The sequence below is a fragment of the Sphaerimonospora thailandensis genome, from assembly GCF_016863115.1.
Lineage (GTDB): Bacteria > Actinomycetota > Actinomycetes > Streptosporangiales > Streptosporangiaceae > Sphaerimonospora > Sphaerimonospora cavernae.
Window position 1 is genome coordinate 1 of sequence record NZ_BOOG01000126.1, and the last position, 1,644, is coordinate 1,644.

3 protein-coding genes are annotated in these 1,644 nt (G+C 69.2%); all 3 read left to right on the plus strand.

Features of this window, described 5'->3' with window-relative positions; translation table 11 throughout:
• The first annotated feature begins 5 nt into the window (after nucleotides 1-5).
• Entirely contained in the window at nucleotides 6-74 is a 69-nt protein-coding gene (locus Mth01_RS30525) for a hypothetical protein (RefSeq protein ID WP_407695988.1), read from the plus strand.
• 276 nt (nucleotides 75-350) lie between these two features.
• Nucleotides 351-980, plus strand: a complete 630-nt coding sequence (locus tag Mth01_RS30045; RefSeq protein ID WP_239090092.1) for a hypothetical protein — start codon at nucleotides 351-353, stop codon at nucleotides 978-980.
• A partial coding sequence (locus tag Mth01_RS30050) for a M4 family metallopeptidase (protein ID WP_239090093.1) occupies nucleotides 905-1,644 on the plus strand: 740 nt, incomplete at its 3' end. The genes Mth01_RS30045 and Mth01_RS30050, both read left to right, overlap by 76 nt.

Below are 1,644 nucleotides of genomic sequence, written 5' to 3' on the forward strand. Positions count from 1 at the left end.
GGTGCATCCAGTCGCACACCTCGCTGCCCGGCTGGGAGCCGCCGATCGTTCCCGCCCTGTGGGGCCGGCTGTAACAACCGTGACCAGCGAATCTGATCGATGAACGGGCGGGCGGCCATCCAGGCCGCCCGCCCAGGTTGTGAACGGACACGCCGCCATAGCGCCCGCTACATACCGGGCTTCGATATTTAGCGCAGGGTTTCGTACCTGTTGGTGTTTTTCGACAGGTTGATCCATATCTCGAAGATATGGAAAATTGGAGGGTTTCCTGACAGGTGATCTTGAGGTCTGCTTGGGGGCTGGTCCGACTGTTCGGACCTTTCACCCCCCATGCAGAGGAGTCACCAAGAGTGAATCCCACGATGAGGTCGGGGGCCGTCGCGGTGCTGGCCGCGGTCACCCTGACCACCGCCTCGCTGACGGCGGTGCCCGCCGCCTCGGCGGCGACCGGCGCCAAGGCCGCCGGTGCTCAGGCCACCGCTCCCACGCCGCCGGCCTTCGCTCCGCCGGACGCTCAGGAGCGCAGGAACGCCCGGGCCAGCGCCGACAACGCCCTGTCCGCGAACCCGTCCAAGCTGCTACGCAAGTCGGGCAACGACAAGTTCAAGCTGCTGCGCAGCGTCGCGGGCACCCGCGGCCTGCAGTACCTGACCTACCAGCGCACCCACCGCGGCCTGCCGGTCTACGGCGGTGACGTGATCGTGGCCACCGACAAGACCGGCCAGAGCGTCGACACCGTCGTCACCGGCCAGCAGGCCACGGTGGACGTCGACACCAAGGCCGCGGTGACCGCCGCGGCGGCGACGGCCACCGCCCGTGCGCAGCTGGCCTCCGTGGAGGAGGCGGCCACGCCCGCCCTGCTCGTGCACGCGACGACCGACACCCCCGCCTGGCCTGGGAGGTCGTGGTCACCGGCACCTCCAAGCAGGGCGGCCCCAGCGTGCTGCACGTGTACGTGGACGCCCAGGACGGGTCGGTGATCGACACCGTCGACGACGTCCGCGAGGGCACCGGCAACGGCAAGTACAACGGCCGGGTGACGATCGACACCTCCGGGTCCGGCAGCTCGTACTCGATGACCGACCCCAAGCGGCCGGGACTGCGCTGTGGCGGGCAGAACGGCGCCGCCTACACCAAGAGCAGCGACAGCTGGGGCAACGGCTCGGGCACCGACCTGGAGACCGCCTGCGTCGACGCGATGTACGCCGCGCAGACCGAGTGGAACATGCTGCGCGACTGGCTGGGCCGCAACGGCACGAACGGCTCGGGCAGCTCGTTCCCGGCGCGGGTGGGCCTGACCGACGTCAACGCCTACTGGAACGGCTCCTACACCAACTTCGGCCGCAACCAGGCCAACAACGGTCAGGCGACCTCGATGGACGTGGTCGGCCATGAGTACGGCCACGCGATCTTCCAGTTCTCCGGCTCGGGCGGCGCCGGCAGCGGCAACGAGGCCGGCGGGCTGAACGAGTCCACCGGTGACATCTTCGGCGCGCTGACCGAGCACTACGCCAACAACCCCAACGACCCGCCGGACTACCTGGTGGGCGAGTCGGTCAACCTCGCCGGGCGCGGTCCGATCCGCAACATGTACAACCCGGGCGCGCTGGGCGACCCCAACTGCTACAGCTCCTCCATCCCCAG